Annotated in this window: 20 protein-coding genes; 12 read left to right on the plus strand and 8 right to left on the minus strand. The window is 70.6% G+C overall.

Annotated elements, in window-relative coordinates; translation table 11 throughout:
• Positions 1-3: 3 nt before the first annotated feature.
• On the minus strand, positions 4-1218 hold the full coding sequence (gene odhB / locus JYJ93_RS10535) for a 2-oxoglutarate dehydrogenase complex dihydrolipoyllysine-residue succinyltransferase (protein WP_206788944.1): 1215 nt from the start codon (positions 1216-1218) through the stop codon (positions 4-6).
• Positions 1208-4087 (minus strand): 2-oxoglutarate dehydrogenase E1 component, encoded by a 2880-nt coding sequence (locus tag JYJ93_RS10540; protein WP_206788946.1) that lies wholly within the window; start codon positions 4085-4087, stop codon positions 1208-1210. Before JYJ93_RS10540 ends, odhB begins: the two co-directional genes overlap by 11 nt.
• 314 nt (positions 4088-4401) lie before the next feature.
• Here JYJ93_RS10540 and fabI point away from each other — a divergent pair, with 314 nt between their 5' ends.
• The 8 genes from fabI (at position 4402) to JYJ93_RS10580 (ending at position 13293) form a co-directional block, all read left to right on the plus strand.
• Positions 4402-5235, plus strand: coding sequence for an enoyl-ACP reductase FabI (gene fabI, locus JYJ93_RS10545; RefSeq protein WP_206788949.1), 834 nt, complete (start codon positions 4402-4404; stop codon positions 5233-5235).
• Between the two features lie 161 nt (positions 5236-5396).
• A complete protein-coding gene (locus tag JYJ93_RS10550) occupies positions 5397-5774 on the plus strand; it encodes a response regulator (RefSeq protein ID WP_014399355.1) in 378 nt (125 codons plus the stop codon).
• 5 nt (positions 5775-5779) lie between these two features.
• Positions 5780-6646 (plus strand): response regulator, encoded by an 867-nt coding sequence (locus tag JYJ93_RS10555; protein ID WP_206788958.1) that lies wholly within the window; start codon positions 5780-5782, stop codon positions 6644-6646.
• On the plus strand, positions 6643-7875 hold the full coding sequence (locus tag JYJ93_RS10560; protein WP_206788960.1) for a CheR family methyltransferase: 1233 nt from the start codon (positions 6643-6645) through the stop codon (positions 7873-7875). The genes JYJ93_RS10555 and JYJ93_RS10560 overlap by 4 nt, the downstream gene beginning before the upstream one ends.
• Positions 7872-8417 (plus strand): chemotaxis protein CheW, encoded by a 546-nt coding sequence (locus JYJ93_RS10565; RefSeq protein ID WP_206788969.1) that lies wholly within the window; start codon positions 7872-7874, stop codon positions 8415-8417. The genes JYJ93_RS10560 and JYJ93_RS10565 overlap by 4 nt, the downstream gene beginning before the upstream one ends.
• Positions 8407-10566 carry a response regulator gene (locus JYJ93_RS10570; protein ID WP_206788972.1) on the plus strand — a complete coding sequence of 720 codons (2160 nt, stop codon included), beginning with the start codon at positions 8407-8409 and terminating at the stop codon, positions 10564-10566. The genes JYJ93_RS10565 and JYJ93_RS10570 overlap by 11 nt, the downstream gene beginning before the upstream one ends.
• Positions 10563-11630, plus strand: coding sequence for a chemotaxis protein CheB (locus JYJ93_RS10575; RefSeq protein WP_206788974.1), 1068 nt, complete (start codon positions 10563-10565; stop codon positions 11628-11630). The genes JYJ93_RS10570 and JYJ93_RS10575 overlap by 4 nt, the downstream gene beginning before the upstream one ends.
• A 43-nt stretch (positions 11631-11673) precedes the next feature.
• Positions 11674-13293: a methyl-accepting chemotaxis protein gene (locus JYJ93_RS10580; RefSeq protein ID WP_206788976.1), complete on the plus strand. Its 1620-nt coding sequence runs from the start codon at positions 11674-11676 to the stop codon at positions 13291-13293.
• 72 nt (positions 13294-13365) lie between these two features.
• On the opposite strand, the gene clpA is transcribed toward JYJ93_RS10580, so the two are convergent.
• The 4 genes from clpA to JYJ93_RS10600 form a co-directional block, all read right to left on the minus strand.
• Positions 13366-15648 (minus strand): ATP-dependent Clp protease ATP-binding subunit ClpA, encoded by a 2283-nt coding sequence (gene clpA, locus JYJ93_RS10585; RefSeq protein WP_206788979.1) that lies wholly within the window; start codon positions 15646-15648, stop codon positions 13366-13368.
• Positions 15649-15651: 3 nt separating this feature from the next.
• A complete protein-coding gene (locus JYJ93_RS10590; RefSeq protein WP_171413745.1) occupies positions 15652-15978 on the minus strand; it encodes an ATP-dependent Clp protease adaptor ClpS in 327 nt (108 codons plus the stop codon).
• A 61-nt stretch (positions 15979-16039) separates the two neighbouring features.
• Entirely contained in the window at positions 16040-17200 is a 1161-nt protein-coding gene (locus JYJ93_RS10595; protein WP_206788981.1) for a GNAT family N-acetyltransferase, read from the minus strand.
• 63 nt (positions 17201-17263) lie between these two features.
• Positions 17264-17704, minus strand: a complete 441-nt coding sequence (locus JYJ93_RS10600) for a hypothetical protein (protein ID WP_206788983.1) — start codon at positions 17702-17704, stop codon at positions 17264-17266.
• Between the two features lie 140 nt (positions 17705-17844).
• On the opposite strand from JYJ93_RS10600, the gene JYJ93_RS10605 reads away from it, so the two are divergent.
• From JYJ93_RS10605 to JYJ93_RS10615, 3 genes are all read left to right on the plus strand, one after another.
• Positions 17845-18405 carry a NifU family protein gene (locus tag JYJ93_RS10605; protein WP_120525032.1) on the plus strand — a complete coding sequence of 187 codons (561 nt, stop codon included), beginning with the start codon at positions 17845-17847 and terminating at the stop codon, positions 18403-18405.
• 113 nt (positions 18406-18518) lie between these two features.
• Positions 18519-19340 (plus strand): SAM-dependent methyltransferase, encoded by an 822-nt coding sequence (locus tag JYJ93_RS10610; RefSeq protein WP_206800227.1) that lies wholly within the window; start codon positions 18519-18521, stop codon positions 19338-19340.
• A 427-nt stretch (positions 19341-19767) separates the two neighbouring features.
• On the plus strand, positions 19768-20619 hold the full coding sequence (locus JYJ93_RS10615; protein ID WP_242543755.1) for an alpha/beta hydrolase: 852 nt from the start codon (positions 19768-19770) through the stop codon (positions 20617-20619).
• 7 nt (positions 20620-20626) lie between these two features.
• Here the strand turns inward: JYJ93_RS10615 and JYJ93_RS10620 are convergent, their stop codons facing one another.
• Entirely contained in the window at positions 20627-21520 is an 894-nt protein-coding gene (locus tag JYJ93_RS10620; protein ID WP_206788987.1) for an oxidoreductase, read from the minus strand.
• A gap of 140 nt (positions 21521-21660) precedes the next feature.
• Between JYJ93_RS10620 and JYJ93_RS10625 the strand changes: the two genes are divergently transcribed.
• The gene (locus JYJ93_RS10625) at positions 21661-22410 is read left to right on the plus strand and encodes a lysophospholipid acyltransferase family protein (protein ID WP_206788989.1); all 750 of its coding nucleotides are present in this window, start codon (positions 21661-21663) and stop codon (positions 22408-22410) included.
• A 68-nt stretch (positions 22411-22478) separates the two neighbouring features.
• On the opposite strand, the gene JYJ93_RS10630 is transcribed toward JYJ93_RS10625, so the two are convergent.
• A complete protein-coding gene (locus tag JYJ93_RS10630) occupies positions 22479-24644 on the minus strand; it encodes a glycosyl hydrolase family 18 protein (RefSeq protein WP_206788991.1) in 2166 nt (721 codons plus the stop codon).
• Between the last annotated feature and the right edge of the window lie 29 nt (positions 24645-24673).

Below are 24673 nucleotides of genomic sequence, written 5' to 3' on the forward strand. Positions count from 1 at the left end.
AAGTCAGATGTCGAGCAGCAGGCGCTCGGGGTCCTCGATGCACTCCTTCACGCGCACCAGGAACTGCACCGCCTCCCGGCCGTCCACCAGGCGGTGGTCGTACGTCAGGGCGATGTACATGATGGGCCGGATGACCACCTGACCGTCGCGGGCCACGGGGCGCTCCACGATGTTGTGCATGCCCAGGATGCCCGTCTGCGGCGGGTTCAGGATGGGCGTGGACAGCATGGAGCCGAAGATGCCGCCGTTGGTGATGGTGAACGTGCCGCCCGTGAGGTCGGCCATCGTCAGCTTGTCGTTGCGCGCACGGCCGCCGTAGTCACCGACCGTCTTCTCCAGGTCCGCGAGCGACAGCTTGTCCGCGTCACGCACCACCGGCACCACCAGGCCACGGCTGCCGCTCACGGCCACGCCGATGTCGTAGTAGTGCTTGAAGATGACGTCCTCGCCGTCGATCTCCGCGTTGATCTGCGGGAACGCCTTGAGGGCCTCCACGGACGCACGGATGAAGAAGCTCATGAACCCGAGCTTCACGCCGTGCTTCGCCTGGAACTTGTCGTTGTACTTCTTGCGCAGCGCCATCACCTCGCCCATGTCCACCTCGTTGAAGGTGGTGAGCAGGGCGGCGTTGGACTGGGCCTGGAGGAGGCGCTCCGCCACGCGCTTGCGCAGCGGCGTCATGCGCACGCGCTCCTCGCGCGCGGCGTTGGGGCGGGGACCGGACGGCGCGGCCGGGGCCGGGGGCGCGGACGGGCGGTTCAACTGACCCTGCACGTCCTCCTTCATGATGCGGCCACCGGTGCCGGAGCCCTTCAGCTGGCCCACGTCCACCCGGTTCTCCTCCGCCATCTTCTTCGCGGTGGGGGTGATGCGCGCGTCGCTGCCGGCCTGGGCCGGAGCGGCGGGCGTGGACACGGGCGCCGCGGCCTGGGCGGGCGCGGGCGTGGCGGCGGCCACTGCGGGAGAGGCGGCAGCGCCGGCACCGGCCTCGATGGTGCCCAGCACGTCACCCACGCGGACCTTGTCGCCCTCCTTGAAGGCGATGGACGCGATGCTGCCCGCGGCGGGGGCCGGCACGTCGATGGTGACCTTGTCGGTCTCCAGCACGACGAGCGGCTCGTCCGCGGTGACAGCCTCACCCTGCTTCTTGTTCCACTTGCCGACGACGGCTTCGGTGATGGATTCGCCGAGCGGCGGGACTTTCAGTTCAACGGCCATTCTGGGGTCCTCGGAGGATGGCTTCTTCGATGATGAGCTGCTGCTCGTAGTCGTGCGTCTTCGTGAAACCGGTGGCGGGGCTGGCGGCCTCGGCGCGCCCGATGTAGCCCAGCTTCACCGTCTGCTGCTGCGAACGGCCGGAGAGGAGGTCGTGCAGGCGGGGGAACATGAAGTGCCAGCCGCCCGCGTTGCGCGGCTCCTCCTGCACCCAGTACAGCTCCTGGAGCGCCGGCAGCTTCGCCACCAGGTTGGACAGCTCGTCCTGCGGGAACGGGTAGAGCTGCTCCAAGCGCACGATGGCGATGGAGTCGTCCTTGCGCTCGTCCCGGGCCTTGGCCAGGTCGTAGTACACCTTGCCGCTGCACAGCAGCAGCCGCTTCACCTTCGCGGCGTCCGCCTTCGCGTCCGGAATCACTTCCTGGAACGCGCCCGTGGCCAGGTCGTCCATGCGGCTGGTCGCCTCCGGGCGGCGCAAGAGGCTCTTGGGAGACATGATGACCAGCGGCTTGCGCACGGGGCGCAGCACCTGGCGGCGCAGCAGGTGGAAGATCTGCGCGGGCGTGGTGGGGTAGCAGACCTGGAGGTTGTCCTCGGCGCACAGGTCCAGGAAGCGCTCCAGGCGCGCGCTGGAGTGCTCCGGGCCCTGGCCTTCGTAGCCGTGCGGGAGCAGCAGCGTGATACCGGACAGCCGGCGCCACTTGCTCTCCGCCGCGGCGATGAACTGGTCGATGATGATCTGCGCGCCGTTGGCGAAGTCACCGAACTGGGCCTCCCACAGGGTGAGGCCGTCCGGCACGTCCAGGCTATAGCCGTAGTCGAAGCCCAGCACGCCCATCTCCGACAGGGGGCTGTTGTAGACGTTGAAGGTCGCCTTGCCGGTGGCGAACTGGCGCAGCGGCGTGTACTCCGCGCCCGTCTGCGTGTCGTGCAGCACCGCGTGGCGGTGGCTGAACGTGCCGCGCTCGCTGTCCTGGCCGGACAGGCGGATGCCGTAGCCTTCCGACAGGAGCGTCGCGTACGCCAGCGACTCGCCCTCGCTCCACTGGAGCTCCTCGCTCTCCAGCATGCCCTGGCGCTTCTTGAGCACCGTGCGCTCCACGTCGCGGTGGACGTTGAAGCCCTCCGGCGCCGTGGCCAGCTTCTGGAGCGCGTCCCGCAGGGTGGGCTTGGCCACCGCCGTGGACACCTGGGGCGCGTTCTTCAAGAGGCCGCCCTTGTAGGGCTTCCACAGGCCCTCCAACGCGTTGGGCTCCTTGAACTGGCTCTCCTGGCGGGCGCGGGTGAGCGCCGCGTCGAAGTCCTGGAAGCAGCGCTGCTTGAGGGCGTCCGAGTCCTCCGCGCTGATGCGGCCCGCTTCCGCCAGCGCCTTCGCGTACAGCGCACGCACGGGCGGGTGCTTGCGGATGAGGTCGTACATCGCCGGCTGGGTGAAGGACGGGTCGTCACCCTCGTTGTGGCCGTAGCGGCGGTAGCAGATGAGGTCGATGACCACGTCGCTCTTGAACGTCTGGCGGTACTCCGCCGCCAGGCGCGCCGCGTGGACGCACGCCTCCGGGTCATCCCCGTTCACGTGGAACACCGGGATGTCCAGCATCTGCGCGATGGCGGTGGAGTAGATGCTGGTGCGCGAGTCCGACGGGTCGGTGGTGAAGCCCACCTGGTTGTTGATGACGATGTGGACCGTGCCGCCCGTGGTGTAGCCCTTGAGGCCGGAGAAGTTCAGCGTCTCCGACGTGATGCCCTGGCCGATGAAGGCCGCGTCGCCGTGGATGAGCAGCGGCATCACGCCGGTGCGCTCGGTGTCCCCTCCGCGGTCCTGCTTGGCGCGCACGCGGCCCTCCACCACGGGGCCCACGCACTCCAGGTGGCTGGGGTTGAAGGCCAGCGACAGGTGCACGTTCTTGCCGGCGCGCGTGGCGTGGTCCGACGAGAAGCCCATGTGGTACTTCACGTCGCCGCGGCCCAGGTACGCCTTGGGGTCCTTGGGGCCGTCGAACTCGCTGAAGATCTGATCCGGCTTCTTGCCCAGGATGTTGGTCAGCACGTTGAGGCGGCCGCGGTGGGCCATGCCGATGACCAGCTCCTTCAGGCCCATGCCGCTGCCCACTTCCAGCAGCGCGTCCAGCATGGGGATGAGCGCCTCGCCGCCATCCAGGCTGAAGCGCTTGGCGCCCACGTACTTCGTGTGCAGGAAGTTCTCGAAGCCCTCCGCGTACGACAGCTTCGTGAGGATGTGGCGCTGCTCCTCCACGGAGAACGGCGTGCGGTTGTCGCTGTGCTCCATGCGCTTCATGAGCCAGCGGCGACGCTCGCTGTCGAGCATCTGCATGAACTCCACGCCGATGTGGTCGGAGTACGTGCGGCGCAGCCGCGTGACCAGGTCCGCCAGGCGCACGCGCTGCTGCGGGAAGACGCCGTTGCACTCCACCGCCTGCTCCAGCTCCTTCGCGGAGAAGTGGTTCTCATCCATCAGCGCCACGTCCGCCACGTGGCCCAGCTGCGGGCGCGGACGCGCCAGCGGATCCAGCTTCGCGCGCAGGTGGCCGCGCAGGCGGAAGGCGGTGATGGCCTGATCCACCTTCGACTGCAGCCCGATGTCCTGCGCCGGAGCGGCCGGGGCCTGCGGCGCGGCGGCGGCCTGCACGGCGGCGCCGTTCGCCTTGCCCTTGCCCTTGCCCTCCGGTGCGGCGGGTGTCGGGGCCTCCAGAAGCTTCGTGTTGAAGATGGGGCGGCCCGTGCCGTCGTTGCGCTCGAACACCTCGCGCCAGCTCGCGTCCACGCTGCCCGGATCCTCGAGGAAGCGCGCGTAGAGCCCCTCGATGAAGTCGATGTTTCCACCCGAGAGGAAACTGTCCTGGAAATTCGCCATGGCGGGGGTCTTTTACTGGATGGGGGACGTGTTGGGGGGTTTTCGCCTCAGATTGTTGAACCGCGTCATGCCCGGCTGCCAGGCCTCATTTGGGGGAGCAGATGGAATCATGCGCCGCGTGAGCGCAGCTTCACCGAGCACGGGATTCCCCCACCTGGGAGGATCTCAAAAGAGCCGCCCGGGCCCCTGGCATGCTGAACGGACGTACATCCGAGGCGAACGGGACACGGGGTCCGGGGGCCCCCACGGCGGTTGGAGGAGTGGTAAGCACACGCCCCCGCTTTCCACTCACTTCTTTTCGAGAACGTACCGACATGCTCCTTCAGGGCAAGAAGCTGCTCATCACCGGTGTGCTCACTCCGCAGTCCCTGGCCTTTGGCGTCGCGGAGCACGCGATCGCGCAGGGGGCGGAGGTCATCCTCACCGGTTTTGGCCGGGCCAGGTCCCTCACCGAGCGCAGCGCGAAGCGGCTCAAGCCCGGCACGGAGGTGCTGGAGCTGGACGTGACGAACCCGGCGCACTTCCCGGCGCTGACGGAGTCGCTGCGGCAGAAGTGGGGCCGCGTGGACGGCGTGCTGCACGCCATCGCGTTCGCGCCCGAGGACGCGCTGGGCGGAAACTTCCTCAACACGCCGTGGGAGAGCGCGCAGACCGCGTTCCGCATCTCCACCTTCTCCGTGAAGGAGCTGGCGGTGGCGTGCGCGCCGCTGATGACCCAGGGCGGCTCCATCGTGGCGCTGGACTTCGACAACCGGCAGGCGTGGCCCATCTATGACTGGATGGGCGTGTGCAAGGCGGCCATGGAGGCCACCGTGCGCTACCTGGCGCGCGACCTGGGGCCCAAGGGCATCCGCGTCAACGCGCTCGCCGCGGGGCCGCTCGCCACCGTGGCGGCCAAGGGCATCCCGGGCTTCAAGGCGCTGGCCCAGTACTGGGGCAAGCAGGCGCCGCTGGGCTGGAGCGACAAGGACAGCCACGACCACGTGGCGAAGACGGCCTGTGCACTTCTGTCCGATTGGCTGTCCTCCACCACCGGCGAGATGATTCACGTCGACGGCGGCTATCACGCCGTGGGCGCACCCCCGGTGGAGACGGTGGAAGCACCGGCAGAAGGGGTCGTTGCGAACCCCACGCCCAAGGAAGGCTGAATCCATCCAACCTTCCTGGAAAGTCCAGACATCCGCCTGCCAGGCATCCCGGCGGACGGGAGCCCCCCGCTTCCGCCCGTTGGAGCGCTCACGGTAGGATCACTCATGCAGCGCAGGCGCATCCCGCACTCCGCGGAGCCTGCGCGAGGAGCCGTGGCACAGTGAGCACCAACGTCTTGCTGGTGGACGACAGCCCGACCGTCCGCAACATCCTCAAGATCTACCTGATGAACCTCAAGGTCAGCATCGTGGAGGCGGAGGACGCGCAGCGCGCGCTGCAGTTGTTGCGGCTGGTGCCGGTGAGCGTGGTGATCGCCGACATCAACATGCCGAACATGGATGGCATCACCTTCGTGAAGGAGGTTCGCGCCAGCGCCCAGGCGCAGGTGCAGAAGGTGCCGGTCATCCTGCTGACGGCGGAGAAGGGAGAGGACCTGCGCCAGCGCGGCTCGGCGGCGGGGGCCAACGCCTTCATCCAGAAGCCCGTGTCCCACGACGAGCTGACGAAGACGGTGCGTCAGTTCCTGGGCGGGGGCTGAAGACCGTGAGCCTGCCGACCCTGCTGCTGGTGGATGACAGCGACGCCATCCTGGCGCTGGAGCGGGCCATCCTCTCCGGGCACTACACCATCCACACGGCCAGCAACGGCCGTGAGGCGCTGGACAAGGTGGGGCGGCTACACCCGGCGGCGGTACTGCTGGACCTGTCCATGCCGGAGATGGACGGGGACGAGGTGCTCCAGCGGATGAAGGCGGACGCGGGCACGGCGGACATCCCGGTCATCATCATCTCCTCGGAGAAGCAGCGCGCGGAGGCGTGCCTGGCCTTCGGCGCGGAGGCGTTCCTGGCCAAGCCCTTCCGCGCGGACGAGCTGCTCCTGCGCGTGGGCGAGGCGCTGGAGAACGCGCGCCGGCGCTCGCGCAGCGGGGCCATGCTGGTGCTGCGGCTCAGCGTGGGCGAGCGCGAGTTCGCCGTGCCGCTGGACTCCGTGAAGGAGGTCCTCCTGCAGCCGCTGACGCGGCCGTTGCCCGCGGGGCCGTCGTACCTGCGCGAGTACGTGGAGCTGCGCGGCAGGGCGGTGTGCGTGCTGGACGTGGCGCTGCGGCTGGGCGTGAAGCACAAGGTGTCCATCGCGGAGCGGATGCTGGTGGTCATCGACGTGGAGGGCGTGTCGCTGGCGCTCACCGTGGACACGGTGAAGGACCCGGAGGAGTTCCAGGCGAGCGACATCGACCGGCGCGAGAAGGTGGGCGGCGCCGAGCACGGGCTGTTGCAGGAAGGGCTCGTGGGCATGCTGCGCACGGGCGGCCGCGCGCTGCCCATCCTGGATCCGAAGGTGTTCATCGCGCGGGGCCTCTTGCGTGACCTGCCCGCGCTGCTCGCGCCGGTGGAGGAAGAGCGGAGCGCATGAGTGCGGGGCTCGACCCGAGGCTTCTGGCCCGTGCCCGGGAAGTGGTGGCGGACACCACCGGCTTCCGGGACGACGCCATCGCCCAGGACGCGGTGGAGCGCGTGCTTCGGGCGGAGCTGGCCCGGGGGCGCGTGCCCACGGAGGTCCTGAGCGAACTGCAGCAGCTGGGCTCGCCCCTGGCCTACACGCTGGTGCGCGCGGTCCTGGTGGGGGAGACGTACTTCTTCCGCCAGCCGGAGCACTTCCGTTACATCACGAACGAGGGAATCCCGACCGCGCTGCGCCAGGGCGCCATGCACCTGCGCGGCTGGAGCGCCGGGTGCGCCACCGGCGAGGAGGCCTATTCGCTGGCCGCGTGCCTCCTGGCGTGCGCGCCCCCGGGGATGCCGGTGGAGGTGGTGGGCACGGACCTGCACGAGGCCAGCCTGGAGGCCGCGCGGCGCGGCACCTACGGCGCGTGGTCCCGCCGGGAGTCCGCCCCCGCGCTGCACCCCGTCTACGAGCTGCTCAACGGGCGGCAGGTGTCCATCCTCCCGGAGGTGCGCAAGGTGACGCGCTTCTCCGCGGCGAACCTGCTGGCGCCCCTGCCGGAGCGCTTCGGGCAGTTCGACTTCATCCTCTGCCGCAACGTGCTCACGTACTTCTCCCCGTCCGCGCGCGACGCGGCCATCGTCCACCTGGCGCGGGCGCTGGCGCCGGGGGGCCTGCTGTTCCTGGGCACGGTGGAGGTGGACCGCACGCCGCCGGGGCTCACGCGCGAGGGGCCCCCGGAGCTGCAGGCCTTCCGCAAGCCCCGCCCGGAGGAGCGCACCTTCGCGCAGCTGCCCGCGGCGCAGCCCGTGCCCGTGCCGCGCATGACGCCCGCCCCCCGGCGGCTGTCCGCGCCCACGCCGGTGTCGCCCACGCCGCCGCCGGCTCCTCCGCCCTCGCCCGCGCGGATGCACCTGCAGGCGCTGGAGCGCATTGAAGAGGGCAACGTGGCCGGGGCGACGGCGGTGCTGGAGCTGCTCGTGAAGCAGGCGCCGGACTACCTGCCGGGCCTGCTGGAGCTGGCGCTCCTGCGCGAGCGCGCGGGCGCCCGGGACGCGGCCTTCCCGCTGATGCGCGCCTTGCGCACGCGGGCAGGGCAACTGCCACCGGACGCGCTGGTGGATGGACCGGAGGCGCTGCCCGCGCGCTTCTATCTGGCGTCCGCTGACGCCTACCTGAATCTGGGGGCGCTGGAATGAAGGGGACGCCGCTGGTGGTGGACGAAACCCTGGAATCGGAGACGCGGGACCTGCTCGCACGCCGGGCCGCGCGCCTGCGCGAGCAGGGCGAGTCCACGGTGGAGGAGGCGGTCCACTGGATCGCCGAGTTCCCTCTGGGCGAGGAGCGCTACGCGCTGCCGCTGGAGTCGCTGCGCGCCGCGCTGCCCCTGCGCATGGTGACGCCGGTGCCGCTGTCCGCGCCCGCCGTGATTGGCGTGCTGCGCTTCCAGGGGCAGGTGCTGTCCGCGCTGAGCCTGGCGTCGCTCCTGGGCGGCCACGGGTGGCGGCAGGACCCCGCCGTGCTGCTGGTGGTGGACCGGGGCGACGGCGAGCTGTGCGCGCTCGACTGCGAGGCGATCCCGCGCCCCACGACGTTGCCACTCGCGTCCGTGGAGGCCGCGCGCGCCCGCGCGGAGGGCCCGGTGATGGAGGTCTTCACCCACGACCGGCAGCTCATCCACCTCATCGACCCGAAGCGCCTGTTCGGCCGGTCCGACGGGGGAGTGCGCCATGCCCGTTGATCCGATGCTGCAGCCGCTGGTGGCGGGCTTCGCCGTGGAGGCCCAGGAGGTCATCCAGAAGGTCACCATGGACCTGCTGGAGCTGGAGCGCGAGGGGCTGGAGAACGACGCGCTCGCGAAGATCTACACGCGGCTGGGCCGGCACCTGCACACGCTGAAGGGCAGCGCCGCGTCGCTGGGGCTCCAGGACCTGGGCGACATCGCCCACAAGCTGGAGGACGCGCTGGCGCCGCTCAAGGCGAACACGCAGAAGATGCCGCGCCCGGTGGTGGACGTGCTGCTGCACGGGCTGGACCTCTTCATGCTGCGCGCCCAGGCGCACGCGGACGGGCGCGGGGACGACCTGCCGAACCCCGCCGCCGCGCTGGCCCAACTGGTCGCCGCCGCGCCGCCCCCGGAGGAGGCCGCGGTGCTGCCGGGGGGCGCCTTCGCGCAGCCGCCGCCCGCCGCCCCGGCCGCGCCGGCCAGTGTCCCGCCGGAAGCGCCCGCCGCGCTGGAGCCCGCGGGGGAGTCCTCCGACGCCGGGTGGCGCGTGAGCGCGACCCAGGTGACGTCGCTGATGCGCGAGGTGGAGCGCCTGCGCGAGGTGCGCCTGCGGGTGGAGGAGCGCAGCCGGGAGCTGGAGCGCGTGTCCGCGCTGCTCGCGAAGCAGGGCCTGCTGGCGGAGACGGCGGAGGCACGCACGCTCTTGTCCGGCACGGGCCGCTCGCTGCGCACCGACGGCGAGGAGACGAGCGACGTCGTGGACGCGCTGGAGGAGGGCCTCAAGGCCATCACCACGCGCCCCACGCGCACCATCCTGGATCCGCTGCAGCGCATGGTGCGCGACCTGTCGCGCCAGCTGGGGAAGGAAGCGCGCCTGTCGGTGGTGGGCGCGGAGGTGTCGCTGGACCGGCGCCTGCTGGAGAAGCTCCAGGGCGCGCTGGTGCACATCCTGCGCAACGCGGTGGACCACGGCCTGGAGATGCCCGCCGAGCGCGAGAAGGCCGGCAAGCACCACGAGGGCGCGCTCACCTTGCGCGTGGAGCAGCAGGGCAACCTCCTGTACCTGGAGGCGAGCGACGACGGGCGCGGCATCGACCTGGCGCAGGTGCGCAAGGCCGCGGAGAAGCGCGGGCTCGTCACGGCGGAGGAGGCGGCGCGCCTCAACGACAACCAGGTGCGCGAGCTCATCTTCCGCGAGGGCTTCAGCACGCGCACGGACGTGACGGACACCTCCGGGCGCGGCGTGGGCCTGGACGCGGTGCGCGCCACGGTGGAGTCGCTCCAGGGCCGCATCGAGGTGTCGAGCACGCGCGGGCAGGGCACGCGCTTCGTGTTGACCCTGCCGGTGGACCTGGGCAGCTCCCCGGTGCTGATGGTGCGCGCGCTGGAGCAGTTCGTGGGCCTGCCCATGCTGGCGGTGGAGTCCACGCAGCTGGCGCGCCCGGACATGCTGCGCGTGGGCAAGCGCCGCACGCACCTGGAACACCAGGGGCAGCTGTTGCCGGTGGTGGACCTGGGCGCGCGGCTGGGGCTGCGCGCGTCGTCTCCGCCCACGGAGGGGCAGCCGCTGCTGATCGTCCAGAGCGGCGGCAAGCGCGTGGCGCTCGGCGTGGACTCGGTGGTGGGGGACCGGGACCTGGTCATCCGCCCGCTGCCGTCGGAGGTGCGCGAGGTGGCGGCCTGGCAGGGCGCGGCGACGCTCAGCCGGGGTGAGCTGCTGCTCATCCTCCGGCCGGACTGGGTGGTGTCGGATTCGGAGAAGGTGACGGTGTCCGCGGTGAGCCGGCGGGCGCTGGTGGTGGATGACTCGCTCACCGCGCGCGCGCTGCACCGGGCGATGCTGGAGGCCGGCGGCTTCCAGGTGCACCTGGCGGCCAGCGGGGCGCGGGCGCTGGAGCGGCTGCAGGCGGACACCTACGACGTCGTCATCTGTGACCTGGACATGGAAGAGATGGACGGCATCGAGCTCATTGCCCGGCTGCGCGAGCGCAAGGACACGCGCACGCTGCCCGTCATCCTGGTCTCCGCGCACGACAGCGCCGTGGCGCGTGAGCGCGGCCTGTCGTCCGGGGCGGACGGCTTCCTCAGCAAACGCGAGTGCGCCGCGGGCCGCCTGCTCGCGGAGGTGCTGGACGTGATGAGCCGCCGGGGGAGCCGCGAGTGAGCTCGAAAAAGCCCATTCGCGTGCTCGTGGTGGATGACTCGCCCACCATGGCCAACACCCTCACCGCGCTGCTCACGGAGGAGCCGCGCATCGAAGTGGTGGGCCGGGCGGGGGACGGCAACCGCGCCGTGCAGCTGGCGCGCCTGCTGCGCCCGGACGTCATCACCATGGACCTGCTCCTGCCCGGCCTGGATGGCCCGGCGGCCATCGGGCACATCATGTCGCAGGCCCCCGCGCGCATCCTGGTGGTGAGCGCGGTGGCGGAGCAGCGCGGCGTGGACCTGGGCTTCCAGGCCATGAGCGCCGGAGCGCTGGAGCTCATCGGCAAGCCCAACGTCACCAACGCGGAGGAGCTGCGCCGCTGGGGCCGGGAGCTGGCCCACTCGGTGTGCCTGATGGCGGAGGTGCCCGTCATCTCCCGCCGTCCGCGCGCCGTGGCGCCGCCGCCCGTGCCCAGCGGGGCGCGGGTGGACGTGTTCGGCCTGGTCGCCTCCACCGGTGGGCCGCCCGCGCTGGCGGAGGTGCTGTCCAAGCTGCCCCGCGACCTGCCGGTGCCCATGCTCGTGGCGCAGCACATCACCGTGGGCTTCACGCAGGGCATGGTGCGCTGGCTGTCCCAGGTGTGCGAGCTCCAGGTGGGCGTGGCGCGGGACGGCGAGCGGCTGGAGCCGGGCCGCGTGTACTTCCCGCTGGATGGCCATGACCTGCTGGTGGACAGCGTGGGCCTGGCGCGCCTGCAGCGCAGCACCGGCGGGCCGTGCCCCAACGGGGACGTGCTCTTGAGCTCGCTGGCCATGGCGTACGGCCGGCGCAGCGGCGGCGGCGTGCTCACTGGCATGGGCGAGGACGGCGCGCGGGGCCTCCTGGCCATCCGTCAGGCCGGGGGCGTCACCCTGGCCCAGGACGAGGCGTCCAGCGTCGTCTACGGCATGCCTCGCGCCGCCGTGGAGCTGAAGGCCACCGACGGGGGCACGCCGCTCGCGCTGGTGGCGGAGCTCATCCTGCAGAGCTGTCAGCGTCCGTCGTTCCGTCCATCCCGGGGCCCTGAGGGGGGGGCCCGGTGAGCCGTTTCCCTGCAACACACCGAAGTCGCCCGGGAGTGTTCTCTTGAAGCCCTCCGCCGCGCTCCCTGTCTCCTTCCTGCGCGGGCTCGGGCTCGCGCCGAAGTTCGTGCTCGTCACGGCCGTCATCAGCGCCTCCGTGGCCCTGCTGCTGACCATCATCGCCACCCGCCAGCTGGAGTCCAACCTGGAGGAGCGCCACGCCAGCGAGGGCGAGGCCGTGGCGCTGAGCCTGGCCATCGCTGCGGAGCAGGGCGTGTCCGCGGGCATGGGCTCGCTCCAGCCGCTGCTGGAGACGTTCCGCGAGCGCGAGGACCTGGCCTACATCTTCATCCAGGACCCCACGGGCTTCGTGCTGGTGCACTCCTTCCAGGGCCCCTTCCCGGAGAACCTGAAGGCCGCGCTCGACGCGCAGCCGGGCGTGGGCACGGGCCGCACGCGCGTGGTGCCGGAGGTGCGCATCCTGCGCGGCGGCAAGACGCTGCGCGCCCTGGACGTGTCCGCGGCCGTGGCGGAGAAGGGGCGGCTGGGCACCGTGCACGTGGGCATGGCGCGCGAGTTCATCGACGCGAGGGTGGATGCGCTGCGCTGGGAGATGCTGGGGTTCGCGCTCCTGCTGGTGACGGGCGGCGTGGTGCTGGCGGCGCTGTTCGGCCGGAGCATCGTGCGGCCGCTGGCGGAACTCACGTCCGTGGCGGGCCACATCGTGTCGTCCGGCGACCTCACCCGCCCCATCAAGACGCGCGGCAACGACGAGGTGGGGAAGCTGGCCAATTCCTTCTCCCAGATGGTGGGCAAGCTGCGCGAGGTGACGGTCAACCTCCAGCACGCCGCCACCGCGCTCACCCAGTCCACGGACCACCTCAACGCGTCCTCCACCGAGCAGGCGCAGACCATCTCCCGCCAGGCCGCCGCGCTCCAGGAGACGCAGGTGACGGCGCAGGAGATCAAGCAGACGTCCACGCTGGCCGCGCAGAAGGCGGAGAGCGTGCTCAGCGTCGCCGAGCGCGCGGACTCCCTGGCCAGGGCGGGCGAGGCCTCCATCGAGCAGACGATGGCGGGCCTCAACGACATCCGCGCGCAGGTGGGCGAAATCGCGGAGAAGATCCTCGAGCTGGGCGAGCGCACGCGCCAGATTGGCGGCATCACCCAGACGGTGAAGGACCTGGCGGACCAGTCCAACATGCTCGCGCTCAACGCGGCCATCGAAGCGGTGCGCTCCGGTGAGCACGGCAAGGGCTTCAGCGTGGTGGCGCGCGAAATCCGCGCCCTGGCGGACCAGTCCATCCAGGCGACCACGCGGGTGCGGGAGCTCTTGGACGACATCGCCAACTCCGTCACCGCCGCGGTGCGCATCACCGAGCGCGGCGCGGAGCGGATGGAGGCGGGCCTGGCGCAGGTGCGCGACAGCGGGCAGAACCTGCGCGAGCTGTCCTCCATCGTCCAGGACAACGCCGCCGCCGTCCGGCAGATCGCCGCCGCGGTGAATCAGCAGAACGTGGGCATCAACCAAATCACCCTGGCGGTGAATGACCTGTCCAGGATGATGGACGACACCGTGGCCCGCATCGGGTCCACCGGTGAGGCGGCCACCACGCTGCAGATCATCTCCGAGCAGCTCTCCAACGCCGTGGGCGCCTACAAGGTCGAGTCCAAGCCGGAGTAGGGAAACACGAAGGCCCCGAGTCCCCATGTGAAGGGGGCCCGGGGCCTCGGTGCTTCAAGCCTCAGCCGTGCTTCAAGCCGGCACGGCCTCCGTGGCTTCCGCCTGGAGCTTCACCGCGTCGTCCACGACGTCGAAGCGGGCCACGCCACCGCTCTTGAGGGAGCCGAACAGCAGCGCCTCCGCGAGCGGCTTCTTGAGGGTGTTGTCCACGAGCCGCGCCATGGGGCGCGCACCGAAGGCCGGGTCGTAGCCGTGCTCCGCCAGCCACGCGCGGGCGGCGGGCGTGAGCTCCAGCTTGACCTTCTTCTCGTCGAGCACCTTCTGGAGCAGGCGCACTTCCTTGTCCACGACCTTGAGGATGACCTCGGGGGGCAGGCCGGAGAAGAGGATCCAGCCGTCCAGCCGGTTGCGGAACTCCGGCGTGAAGGTGCGCTCGATGGCCTTCTTCGCCCGCGAGCCGTCCACCACCACGCTGGTGTCCCCGAAGCCCATGGCCTTGGTGCTCATCTCCTGCGCACCCGCGTTGGTGGTCAGGATGAGGATGATGTTGCGGAAGTCCGCCTTGCGGCCGTTGTTGTCCGTGAGCGTCGCGTGGTCCATCACCTGGAGCAGGATGTTGAAGAGGTCCGGGTGGGCCTTCTCAATCTCATCCAGCACCAGCACCGCGTACGGGTGCTTGCGCACGGCGTCCGTGAGCAGGCCGCCCTGGTCGAAGCCCACGTAGCCCGGAGGCGCGCCGATGAGCCGGCTCACCGTGTGCTTCTCGGAGTACTCGCTCATGTCGAAGCGCAGGAACTCCACGCCCAGGCTCTGCGCCAGTTGCTTCGCCAGCTCCGTCTTGCCCACGCCCGTGGGGCCGGAGAAGAGGAAGCTGCCAATGGGCTTCTCCGGCGCGCGCAGGCCGGAGCGCGACAGCTTGATGGCGCCCACCATCTCTTCAATGGCCTTGTCCTGCCCGTAGATGACGCCCTTGAGCTCCTTGTCCAGGTTCTGGATCTGGACGCCTTCGCTCGCGGACACGCTCTTGGCCGGAATCTTGGCCATCTTGGAGACGACCTGCTCCACGTCGTGCGCGGAGACGACGCCCGTGCGTACGCCCTCCGGCTTGAGCCGCTCCGCGGCGCCGGCCTCGTCGATGACGTCGATGGCCTTGTCCGGCAGGAACCGGTCGTTGATGTGCTTGGCCGCCAGCTCCGCCGCCGCCTGGAGCGCACCCTCGCCGTACTTCACGTGGTGGTGCTCCTCGTAGCGGCTGCGCAGGCCCTCCAGCACCTTGACGGTGTCCTCCACGCTGGGCTCGTCCACTTCAATCTTCTGGAAGCGGCGGGACAGCGCCCGGTCGCGCTCGAACGACGCCTTGAACTCCTGGAACGTCGTGGAGCCGATGCAGCGCAGCCGGCCCGACGCCAGCGCCGGCTTGAGCAGGTTGGACGCGTCCATGGACCCGCCGCTCGTGGCGCCGGCACCGACGATGGTGTGGATTTCGTCGATGAAGAGGATGGCGTCCGGCAGCTCCTGGAGCGCCTTGAGCACGCCCTTCAGCCGCTCCTCGAACTGGCCGCGGAACTTGGTGCCCGCGAGCAGCGCGCCCATGTCCAGCGAGTAGACGACCGCGTCCTTGAGCGCGGCCGGCACGCGGCCCTCCGTGATGTGGAGCGCCAGGCCTTCAGCGATGGCCGTCTTGCCCACGCCGGCCTCACCCACGTAAAGCGGGTTGTTCTTGCGGCGGCGGCAGAGCACCTGGATGGTGCGCTCCAGCTCCTTGTCGCGGCCGATGAGCGGGTCGATGCGGCCCGCCTTCGCCTCCACGTTGAGCTGCACGGCGTACGCTTCCAGCGGGCTCTTCTTCTGGGACTCGCCGTCCTCGTCATCCCCGGCGGGCGTGGCGCGCGGCTCGCCCTCGGACTCGCCGTCCTTGGTGGTGCCGTGGGAGATGAAGTTGAGCAGGTCCAGGCGCGTGACGCCCTCCTGCTGCAACAGGTAGAGCGCGTGGCTCTCCTCTTCACGGAACATGGCGACCAGCACGTCGCCCCCGTCGATGTACTTCTGCTCCGCGGACAGCGCGTGCATGGCGGCGCGGTGGAGCACGCGCTCCACGCCGATGGTCTGCTGCGGCTCGGCGTCCACGTCGTCGGGCAGGCGCTCGACCGTCTCCTCCAGGAAGGAGGTCAGGTTCTCCTGCAGGCGCTTGACGTTCGCGCCGCAGCCCTTGAGCACCTCGCGGGTGCGCGACTCACGGGTGAGGGCCAGGAGCAGGTGCTCCAGGGTCAGGTACTCGTGACGCATCTTCCGCGCCTCGTCGAGCGCGGTGCGGAAGCTGGCCTGCAATTCTTTGGCAATCGATGGTCCCGCCACGGTTCAGCCTTCCTCGGGTTCCATGGACAGCCGCAGGGGGAACCCGTTGTCCCTCGCCGCGGCCTCCACTGTCTTGAGCTTCGTCTCGGCGACGTCGTAGGTATAAACGCCCGCCACACCGATGCCGTTGTAATGAACGTGCATCATGATCTGCACGGCATCCGTCTCCGACTTGTGGAAGATCTCCTTGAGCACGGCCACCACGAACTCACGCGTGGTGTAGTTGTCGTTGTGCAGGAGGACCTTGTAGAGCGTCGGCCTCTTCAGCTTCTGCTTGGGGACGGTCTCCGTGACGACCTGGCCGTCATCGTGTTGGTGCTTCTGAGCCATGGGCTTGCGGACTCCCTTGCCTTCGCTTCGCTTTGCCTCTGGCGGGCCTGCTTGAAACCGCTCAGACCCGCTCCTTGAAACCCGTCTCCGCCCACCACAGCGGCAGGCCGCTTTCGACGGCTGCCCGCTCGTGCGCCAGGAAGCCGCGCACCGCCCGGTCCAGGCCGGGGTGAAGGAACAGATGCGCACTGTACGTGAGGTGCGGCTCGAAACCCCGGGTGAGCTTGTGCTCGCCGCCTGCCCCGGGCTCGAAGCGCTCACGGCCCCGGGCGATGCAGTCCTCCACCGGGTGGTAGAGGCACACGTTGAAGTGCAGGAACGGATGTTCCTCGAACGCACCCCAATAACGGCCGTACAGCGTGCTCGGCCCGGTGAAGTTGAACGCGCCCGCCACCCTGCGGCCTTCCCGCCGGGCCTCCACGAACTCGCACCGGTGCTTGAAGCCGGCGAGCAGGCGGGCGAAGAAGTCCTCGGTCAGCGACCGAACGCCCCACGGATAGCGGTCCACCGTGGACACGTAGAGCTGGTGGGCGCAGGCCGCGTCCACCTCCTCCAGTGCGTCGCCCCGGAGCGTGCGCAGGGTGATGCCCCGGTCCTCTACGTCGCGCCGCTCCCGCTGGAGCTGGTGGCGCCGCTTGGAGCGGAAGCGGGCGAGGAAGTCCTCGAACGTCCGGTAGCCCGCGTTGCGCCACAGGTACTGCACGCCCAGGCGCAGCGCGTAGCCCTGCGCCTCCAGCACCGGCAGCTCCGCCGGGGTGGGGAAGAGGACGTGGACGCTGGAGAGCCCCTCCGCGCGTGCGTACTCCAGCGCGGCGTTGTACAGCTCCGCCTCGCGGGACGGGGCATCCTCACCCGGGGCCACCAGCACGCGGCGGCCGGTGGCGGGCGTGAAGGGCACGCCCAGGACGAGCTTGGGGTAGTAGCGGATGCCGGCGCGCTCGGCGGTGGTGGCCCAGGCGGCGTCGAAGACGAACTCGCCGTGGCTGTCGTCCTTCAGGTACGCGGGCGCGGCGGCGACCAGGCGCGAGCCCCGCCACAGGGTGAGGTGGCGCGGGTGCCAGCCCCGCTCGGGCACCACGCTGCCGCTCTCCTCCAGCGCGGCGAGGAAGCCCCACTCCAGGAACGGCACCGACCCCGGGTCCACGAGCGCGTCCCAGGCCGACGCGGGGACGTCGGTGATGGACGTGAGCAGGCGCAGGGTGGTGGGGAGCGAAGCGGACATGGACGTGGCGAGCGCCAGCCTATAACGGCGGGTGACGGCTGCCGCCACGACCGGCCAGCCGCCCTATCTGCCGCGCGTGAGCTCCTGGGCGAGAAATCCGGCGACCTCCTTGATGCCCGCGGCGGCGCGCTTGCGCCCCTCGTCCGACTCCATGACCCGGCGGGCGGCGTCGCTGGCGGTGCCCACCTCCAGGTCCACCAGGATGAGGAAGGCGCTCCACCCGGCCGTGACGGTGGCGACCTTGCCCGGCCGCTGCGGCCGGTCGGCCAGGGTGGTGGCCACCTTCTCCAGGAGGCCCTCTTCCTTGAGACGTTTCGTGCTCCCGAGCATCTGCGTCCAGGTGGCCTCCAGCAGGGAGGTCAGCAGGGGGCCCTTGAGGGCGGTGGAGAGGCGCTGGGCGGCCTCCTCGGGGTCCACGCGGTGGGCATCCGCGTAGGTGGGGCCCAGCTTGGCCACCACCACGGCCTTGGTGGCGAGGTGGGCGAGACGTGGCGGGAAGGGCATGGGGCCCTGTCTTACATCGGCGGCGGCCCGGGCTCCATCCGGAGTGAAAGGTCGGCGCGGGGCGTTTGCCTGACAGCCGGACAGGTTGCTATGGGGCCCGGCGCCCTTTAGAGGAAGCGGACTTTCGTAGGGAGAACAGCATGTCAGTGAACATCCAGCTCGAGTGGACCCCCAACCCCAGCACGCTGAAGTACGTGGTGGACCGCAAGCTGCTGGGCGGTGGCGCGGTGAACTTCACCAACCGGGACGAAGCGCAGGCGAAGTCGCCCCTGGCGCTGCGGCTCATGGACATCCAGGGCGTGACGGCGGTGATGCTGGGCACGAACTTCGTCACGGTGACGAAGGGCGAGTCCGGTGAGTGGGACGAGCTCAACGACTCCGTGATGTCCACGCTGGACACGCACCTGTCGGAGGGCCTGCCGGTGGTGGACGAGGCGGCGGTGGCGGCGGCGCGTCAGGCGACGAGCGCGGACGGCACGGTGGAGCAGCGCATCCAGTTCATCCTGGACGAGGAGATCCGCCCGGCGGTGGCGCAGGACGGCGGTGACATCACGCTGGACCGCTTCGAGGACGGCATCGTGTACCTGCACATGAAGGGCTCGTGCGCGGGCTGCCCGTCGTCCACGGCGACGCTGAAGATGGGCATCGAGGGCCGGCTCCGGGAGATGATCCCGGAGGTCACCGAAGTGGTGTCCGTCTGAGACGCAACGTCAAGGCGCCACAGGTCCGCAAGGAGCTGCTCCCGGACCAGTCCCCCGCGCTCCTGCGTGAGCTGCACCTGCTCACGCGCGAGGGGAACCTCAACGCGGACGCGCTGCGCAAGTTGAAGCAGGTCAACCACCTGGTGGGCCTGCTCCGGCCCGCCATGGAGGACGTGCAGCAGCGCCACGCGACCCCCCTGGTGGTGGACGCGGGCAGCGGCAACGCGTACCTGGGCTTCGTCGTCTACGAGCTGTTCCTGAAGGACGCGGCCGGCGGCGAGCTGCTGTCCATTGAAGGGCGGCCGGAGCTGACGGAGCGCGCGAAGGGCCGCGCCGAGCGGCTGCACTTCGACCGGATGCGCTTCCAGACGGCGCACATCGACCAGGCGGAGTACCCGGAGCGCATCCACGTGCTGATGGCGCTGCACGCGTGCGACACGGCCACGGACGACGCGCTGGTGGCGGCCATCAAGCACGGCGCGGACCACGTGGCGGTGGTGCCGTGCTGCCAGGCGGAGGTGGCCGCGCAGCTCAAGGAGAAGAAGGCGAGGCCGGCCGGCTCCATGTCGCTGCTCTTCCAGCACCCGTGGCACCGGCGCGAGTTCGGCTCGCACCTGACGAACGTCATCCGCGCGCTGACGCTGGAGGCGTTCGGCTACCAGGTGACGGTGACGGAGCTGACCGGGTGGGAGCACTCGCTGAAGAACGAGCTCATCCTCGGGCGGCGCGTGCACCGGGACAACCGGCGCGCGCGGCTGCAGCTCCAGGCGCTGCTCGCGGAGACGGGCGTGCAGCCCCGGTTGACGCGGCTGTTGGGCATCACGCCCGCGGGCGCGGCGCAGGAGCCCACGGAGGCGTCGGAGCCGGCCCCGGAGCTCCCGCCGGAGGTGGAGCCCACGCCGGACGCGGCGCCCCCGTCGCAGTCCGAATCCTGAACGCAAGCGGACCCCACCTGGACCGTAGGGTGGGGCAGGTGACCTCACGGGAGGGGGCGGCGTGTGCCCCCGCGCCGGGACGGCCGCCTTCCCCGGCCGTGCGAGGCGGCCGGGCAGCCGTTACATGCCCTCCGTCCGGGCGTTGCGCACGGGACGACATTCCAGGGGGCCGGGTTCCTTGAGGAAACCTCCGGGAGGATGTCGGAGGACGTGGGCACGTCAGGGGTCCCGGGCAGGATGGCGTCGATGCGGGAGGTCGGGCTCGGCGGCAGGACCCAGGGCGGCGTTCGCGGTGTCTGAATGTCGGGGTACGCAGTCTCGTCCCGGGATGGGGCCGGCCGGTGTCCATCAGGGCGCCGGAGACGTGTGGGGCGAGCTGTGAAGTCCCTCCGCCGTGACGCGGGGGAGGGTGTCGATGGGAAGGGGCATGGCCTTGGAGCTGGATGACTGGGGTGGGAGCGGGCCGCTCCTGCACTTCGCCTGCGCGAACGGTTTCCCTCCGGAGACGTACCGGAAGCTCTTCGCGCGGCTCGCGACCCGCTACCACGTGGTGTCGCTGCGCATGCGGCCGCTGGTGCCCGGCCAGGACCCGAAGTCGCTCACGACGTGGAAGGAGCTGGGCGAGGACCTCGCGCGCGAGCTGAAGGCGCGCGGGCGCTCCGGCGTGCTGGGCGTGGGACACAGCGTGGGCGGCACGAGCACGCTGATGGCCTCCGCCGCGAACCCGGGGCTGTTCCGCGCGGTGGTGGCGCTGGACCCCGTGCTCATCACCGGCTCACGCCTGTGGGCGCTGCGCCTGATGAAGCTGTTGGGCCGCATGGACCGCGGCGCCATCGTGCAGGGCGCGCTGCGGCGGCGCGACCGCTGGGCGACGCGCGAGGAGGCGGCCACCGCGTACCGCCAGCGCAAGCTGTTCAAGGACTGGGACGCGGACTGCTTCAGCGACTACATCACGCACGGGCTGGTGCCCACGGAGGCGGGTGACTTCCGCTTGCGCTTCCCTCGCGAGTGGGAGGCCCGCATCTTCGAGACCTTCCCCGCGGACCCCTGGTCGCTCATCCGCGCCAACGCGGCGCCCACGCTGGTGCTGCGCGGCGAGCGCTCCGACACGCTGTTGCCGGACGCGCTGGCGCGGGCGGAGCGGGAGATGAAGCGCACGCGGGCGGACACGCTGCCGCTCGCCTCGCACCTGTTCCCCATGGAGAAGCCCCGCGAGACGGCCGAGCACGTGCTGAACTTCCTGGACCAACTGCCTCCGGTGGACGTCACCACGCACTGAGGCCCGGTCAGCCGTAGGCCTCGCGCTTGATGCGCTTGTCCGGGATGCCCAGCTCGTGCAGGTGGCCCAGCACCGCCTCCATGAAGCGCGGCGTGGCGGGCGTGCGCGTCTCCAGCGCCTTGCGCCGGTCCCACGGGGTGATGGCGGGCCCGCACACGTACACGAGGCAGGTGTCGGGCGCGGGAATCAGCTCGCGCAGGAGCGCCTCCGCGACGCGGCCCTTGCGCACCTGGGCGCCGTACTTCGTCTCATCCAGTTCACGCGTGAGCGTGTGCACCACCCGCACGCGGTCCGGCGCCGAGCGCTCCAGCGCGGCCAGTTCCTCGCGGTAGAGGATGTCCGCCCACGTCTTGTTGGACGCGAGGAACGTGTGCCGCAGCTTCAGCCCGCGGTGCAGCGCGTCTTTCACGATGGCGAAGTTCGGCACCGCGCCGGAGCCCGCCACCACGTGCAGCACGTGGTCCGCCTTCTCCGTCACGTCGTCCGGCAGCACGTACGGCCCCATGAAGCCCGTCACCTTCAGCTTCGCGCCCACCAGCCGCCCGTGCACCAGCAGGGGCGACAAGAGCGGCGGGTAGCGCGTGACGCCGGGGATGAACTCCTCGTCCTTCACCGTGATGGCCACGTGCCGCTCGTGCGGCGCGGAGGCGAGCGAATACGAGCGCGGCGGCTCCTTGCGCCCCTTCTGCTCCTGCAGGTACGCGCACTGCTGCGCGAGCGACCGGAACTGGTGCGGGTCGATGTTGATGAACTGGCCTGCCTTGTAGTCGAGCGGCCCCGCGCTCGCGTCCAGCTCCAGCCACAGCGTCGCCGTGTCATGGGTCTCCATGCGCAGGTCAGTGACGGTGGCCTCGTACTCGACGGGCCGCTTCGCTCGGGAGGGCGTGGCTTCGGCGCTCATGGGGTTTCCCATAACACGCAGGGGCGGCCATTCGTTGGCTGGATGACGGTTGGGCAGGCGGGCGGACCCGCGCTCCCGGAGGACCGCTGACCCACCCCACCGGGCAGGACTACATCTTCCAGGAGGAGGTGGGCCGGCCTGTGCTTCGACTTCTCTTCGCCTTGATGTCGCTGCTCCCCTACGGACTGCGCCGCCATGTCGTGCGCGGCCTGATGCACGGCGTGTGGGGCCGGCTGTCCCACGCGAAGGTGTACGGACTCAAGGACCTGCCCGCCGGCCCCTGCCTCTTCATCTGCAACCACCTGTCCAACGCGGACGGCTTCACGCTCTACCGGGCGCTGCGTCCCCGGCGCGTCGTCTTCCTGGCGGGCGTGAAGCTGCACGGCACCGTGATGACCCGGCTGGCGGCGGAGACGATGGACACCATCGACATCACGCCCAACTCGCCGGACATCGAGGCGCTGCGCCGCTGCGTGGAACTGCTCAAGGGCGGCCAGTCCGTCCTCATCTTCCCGGAAGGGGGCCGCAGCCGCTCCGCGGGCCTGCTCCAGGCGAAGAAGGGCGTGGGGCTCATCGCCAAGCGCGCGGGCGTGCCCATCGTCCCGGTGGCGCTCACGGGCACGGAGAAGCTGATGCCCATCAACGACTCCGACATGGGCGGCGAGCGGCTCTTCCACGCGGACGTCACCGTGACCTTCGGGCCCGCCTTCCGCATGGAGGACCTGGAGCCGGAGGTGGCCGGCGCCTCCGACGCGCGCCAGGCGCTGGTGGACGCGATGATGCGCCGGGTGGCCGCGCTGCTGCCGCCCGCGTACCAGGGCGTCTACGCGGGAGGCCCGGAGCCGGTCGCCCCCACGGCTCCGCCCTCCGCCGTGCCGCCCTCCGCCTAGGGCCGCTCGAACGCGAACGGCCGCGCGGGCGGGTGCCCACGCGGCCGTCGTGCTTCAAGCCGTCCCGGTTACTGGAGGAACGCCTTCTTGACCTCGGTGAGCAGCGGGTTGGTGCCCGTCGCGGGGTCGGTGCAGCCCTGGTTGATGGTCCAGATGATGGTGCCGCCGTAGCCGTTGGCCTTGGCGTACTGACCCTTGGCCTGGATGGCCTCCGGACCGTCATAGGTAATCCAGCGCACCGTGCCGTCCTCCACCGGCGTGTCGAACGTGACGTAGTTGGCCTGCGCCGCCGCGTCCCACTGGAGCTTGCCCGTCTTGGAGAGCGCCAAAATCTTCTTGTACGTGAAGGAGTTGTCCCCGCCCACGTAGTCGGACCAGTTGGTGAAGGGCTGGCGCGGGCCGGTGATGTGCCGCCACGCGAGGCCGTAGAACGGGATGCCCATGCCCAGCTTCTCCTTGGGGATGCCCGCGGCCACCCAGGCCTTGAGGCTGGACTCCACGGAGGTCGGGTGGGTGCCGGACTCGCCCTTGAGCGCGGACGTGAACCACGAATCCCAGCCGTCCCAGACGCCAATCATCTCGTAGGACATGACGTTCACCTGGTCCAGGTACTGGGCCAGCTGCGGGTACCACTTGAGCGACGCGTCCGTGGCGAAGTTGTTGTTGATCCACCCGATGGGGAACGTCAGCAGCATGTTGGGGCGCGCCTGACGCAGCCGCTGCACCAGCGCGAGCAGGTTCGGCTTGTCCACCTCCTCCACCGGCTCCCAGTCGATGTCGAGCCCGTCGTAGCCGTGGTCGTCCATCGCCTTGAGCAGGCTCTGCACGAACTTCTCCCGGTTGGCGGCAGAGGCCGCGCCCACCCAGTTGTCGTGCTCGCCCGCGCCGCCCACCATGATGATGGCCTTGCGCCCCGCGGCGTGCGCGCGGGAGGAGAGCGTCTTCGCGATGGCGGAGCCGTTCGAGTTGTCGAAGATGGCGTCCACCGTGCCGTCCGTGTTCGGCGTCACGCGGCCCACGATGATGTGCGTCATCGCGCTGAAGTCCACCTTCTCCGGCGGGTACTCGTCCGCGTTCCAGCCCGTGTAGTAGCCGGACACCCACTTGTTGGTGGTGCCCACCGGGCCCGTCACCACCACGTCCGCCGTGGCCTTCTTCGTCGTGTCCGCGCTGCTCGTGGCCACGACGTGGTAGGTGCCCGCCGTTCGCGGCGCGGTGTACGTGCCGCTGGAGGTGACGGTGCCGCCCGTGGAGCCTTCCAGCACGCTCCAGGTCACGGCCGTGTTGGTGCTGCCCGTCACCGTCGCGGTGAAGGTCTGCACGCCGCCCAGCGACAGCGTTGCGGTGGTGGGGCTGACGCTGACGCTCACGCCCGTGGTGGACGTCCGCTTGCCGGACACCGCCGTGGACTTCGCGCTCTCACCGGCCGCGTTCAGCGCGGTGACGGCGTACCAGTACGTCGTGCCCACGGCCGCGCTGGTGTCCTTGTAGGACGCGGCGGTGAGCGCCGAGGACGTCAGCCGCGCGTACGTGCCCGTCTGCGACGTGGAGCGGTAGACGTGGTAGCCCGTGGCGCCCGTCACCGTGCCCCAGGTGAGGGCCACGTCCGTGGTGGAGCCCGTGGCCTTCAGGGCCGTGGGCGCGGAAGGGGCGGTGGTGCTCGCCGCCAGGCGCACGTTGTCGAAGTACACCGTGGCCAGCTTGCGGCCCGCGTTCTCCATCACCACCAGGCCATCCAGGCTGGTGTTGGCCGCGCCCAGCGTGGACAGCGGCATGCGGCACAGCGTCCACGCGTTGGCCTTGAGGGTGCCGCCCGCGCAGGTGGGGTTGAGCGCCACGGGCGGCTTCGCCACGCCGCCCACGCTCGCGTAGAGCGCGATGGCGGGGTTGGCCGTCGCGCCGGGGTTCACCTGCAACTCCACGAAGCCATAGCCCGTGGTGGGCACGCCCGCGTGGTGGAAGTACAGGCCCGTCCACGGACCGAACGTCGCGGAGATGGAACGGGTGCCCGCGTACACGGGCCGGGTCGCGCTGAGGCTGTGCGTCGCCCAGGACCAGTCCTGCCAGCCTGAACCGAGCGCGTCGTCGAACAGCGTGGTCGCGCTCGCGAGCGCGTCCCCGGACATCCCCAGCGAGTCGTCGTCGCCCGCGGTGGACGTGAAGTCCGGCGCGCCACCGCAGCCGGTGTGCATGGCGCCCAACGCCACGAGGAACCCAATGAGCTGCCTTCTCAAGTTCTCTCCTGCGGCCAGGTGAAAGGGGC

This window comes from Corallococcus sp. NCSPR001 (assembly GCF_017309135.1).
In the GTDB taxonomy this organism is placed as follows: Bacteria; Myxococcota; Myxococcia; order Myxococcales; family Myxococcaceae; genus Corallococcus.

Coding starts and splice junctions, on each gene's coding strand:
- JYJ93_RS10590 (WP_171413745.1), bottom strand. CDS start 15,978: ATGGCTCAGAAGCACCAACACGATGACGGCCAGGTCGTCACGGAGACC.
- JYJ93_RS10600 (WP_206788983.1), bottom strand. CDS start 17,704: ATGCCCTTCCCGCCACGTCTCGCCCACCTCGCCACCAAGGCCGTGGTG.
- odhB (WP_206788944.1), bottom strand. CDS start 1,218: ATGGCCGTTGAACTGAAAGTCCCGCCGCTCGGCGAATCCATCACCGAA.
- JYJ93_RS10620 (WP_206788987.1), bottom strand. CDS start 21,520: ATGAGCGCCGAAGCCACGCCCTCCCGAGCGAAGCGGCCCGTCGAGTAC.
- fabI (WP_206788949.1), top strand. CDS start 4,402: ATGCTCCTTCAGGGCAAGAAGCTGCTCATCACCGGTGTGCTCACTCCG.
- JYJ93_RS10615 (WP_242543755.1), top strand. CDS start 19,768: ATGGCCTTGGAGCTGGATGACTGGGGTGGGAGCGGGCCGCTCCTGCAC.
- JYJ93_RS10605 (WP_120525032.1), top strand. CDS start 17,845: ATGTCAGTGAACATCCAGCTCGAGTGGACCCCCAACCCCAGCACGCTG.
- JYJ93_RS10540 (WP_206788946.1), bottom strand. CDS start 4,087: ATGGCGAATTTCCAGGACAGTTTCCTCTCGGGTGGAAACATCGACTTC.
- JYJ93_RS10560 (WP_206788960.1), top strand. CDS start 6,643: ATGAGTGCGGGGCTCGACCCGAGGCTTCTGGCCCGTGCCCGGGAAGTG.
- JYJ93_RS10565 (WP_206788969.1), top strand. CDS start 7,872: ATGAAGGGGACGCCGCTGGTGGTGGACGAAACCCTGGAATCGGAGACG.
- JYJ93_RS10570 (WP_206788972.1), top strand. CDS start 8,407: ATGCCCGTTGATCCGATGCTGCAGCCGCTGGTGGCGGGCTTCGCCGTG.
- JYJ93_RS10595 (WP_206788981.1), bottom strand. CDS start 17,200: ATGTCCGCTTCGCTCCCCACCACCCTGCGCCTGCTCACGTCCATCACC.